The organism is Microbulbifer harenosus (genome assembly GCF_005771435.1).
Lineage (GTDB): Bacteria > Pseudomonadota > Gammaproteobacteria > Pseudomonadales > Cellvibrionaceae > Microbulbifer > Microbulbifer harenosus.
The window spans coordinates 1-1680 of sequence record NZ_VANI01000041.1; the positions used below are offsets into that span (position 1 = coordinate 1).

Genomic DNA, 1680 nt, shown 5'->3' on the forward strand with positions numbered 1-1680 from the left:
CCCCCTGTGTCAGGATAGATGTCGCGCTCACTTTCCAACCAATAGTGTATCAGGGGGCGGTCATAGAGTGAGCAATGCCGCGATACAACGAGGGCTTTAAGGAGCGGGCAGTCCAGATGATGATGCCGCCGAGCGCTAAATCCGTAGCGGAAGTCAGCCGAGAGACCGGAGTTTCAGAGCCAACCCTGTACAATTGGCGAAATCAATTTCGAGAACAGGGTGTGGCCGTGCCAGCTGATCCAAAGAACCCCGAGCACTGGAGCGGGGAAAGTAAATTCGCCGTAATCCTTGAGACTGCAGCGCTGAATGAGGCCGAGCTTGCGGAGTACTGCCGCCAGAAAGGGCTCTACGTAGAGCAGATACAGCGCTGGCGTGAGGCTGCGATAGCCGGGGCGGGCAATCGTGACCAACTGTCCGCTGAAGAGCGCCGGGACCTGCAAAAAGAGCGCAAGAAAGCCCGCAAGCTAGAGAAGGAGCTCAAGCGTAAAGAGAAGGCGCTAGCGGAGGCCGCCGCGCTACTGGTGCTACAAAAAAAGGCCCAGGCCATCTGGGGGGAAAGCGAGGACGAATGATCGCCTCGGAAGACCGCCAGGTGGCGATCGAGCTAATCGAGGAAGCGGTGACGGCTGGGGCCGCCCGGTACAAGGCTTGCGCGGTATTAGACCTCACCGTACGTACTCTGCAGCGCTGGAAGAGAGCGTTACAGAAAGGAGATCTGGCCGATCACCGCAAGCGCGCGGCCCAGTCACGTACGCCAGACAACAAGCTCACTGCTGAGGAGCGGCAAAGGATACTGGATGTCTGCAACCAGCCGGAATATCGCAGTTTGCCGCCTTCACAGATAGTCCCGGCACTGGCGGACAAGGGGATATACATCGCCTCGGAGTCCAGCTTCTACCGCGTGTTGCGAGAAGCGGATCAACTGCACCGGCGAGGCAAGGCGGAGACGCCACGTAGCGTCGCTAGACCTAAGGGGTACTTGGCAGAGCGTCCAAATCAGGTGTGGAGTTGGGATATTACGTTTCTTGCGTCGAGTGTCAGAGGTGTCTTCTACCGGCTGTACCTGATACTCGATATCTTCAGCCGCAAAATTGTTGGTTGGGAGGTGCATGCTGATGAGTCGTCGGAACACGCCAGCACGCTGATCCGCAAAGCACAACTTGCGGAAGGCGTGGTAAAGAAGGGGCTGGTGCTGCACTCGGATAATGGAGGGCCGATGAAGGGAGCCACTATGTTGGCCACCCTGCAGAAGCTCGGTGTGGTAGCGTCGTTTAGCCGCCCCTCGGTGAGCAATGACAACCCGTACTCTGAGAGCCTGTTTAGAACCTTGAAATATGGGCCGAGCTATCCAAGCAAACCGTTCGAGAGTATCAGCGCAGCGAGAGAGTGGGTGCATGGCTTCGTGCAATGGTACAACAATATGCATCGCCACAGTGCTATCCGTTTTGTTACGCCAAGCCAGCGCCATAGCGGTGAGGAGGTCTCACTGCTAGAGCGCCGTCATGCAGTGTATGAGGATGCAAAACAGAGAAACCCAAAGCGGTGGCCAGGCCGCACCAGAAACTGGAATCCAGTGGGTGGCGTATGGCTGAATCCTTCGCCTGAAGATCAGGCCTCTCAGGAGGTGAAATTAGAGGCAGCGTAATCGAGTGATCGCGACATCTTCTTTGACAAACACCG

General features: G+C 57.0%; 1 protein-coding gene. It reads left to right on the forward strand.

Going from position 1 to position 1680, the window contains the following annotated elements:
- Positions 1 to 74 precede the first annotated feature (74 nt).
- A protein-coding gene (locus FDY93_RS19190; protein WP_420809580.1) for an IS3 family transposase occupies positions 75 to 1645 on the forward strand; the annotation gives its coding sequence in 2 pieces (ribosomal slippage) (positions 75 to 537 and positions 537 to 1645; 1572 coding nt in all).
- Positions 1646 to 1680 lie beyond the last annotated feature (35 nt).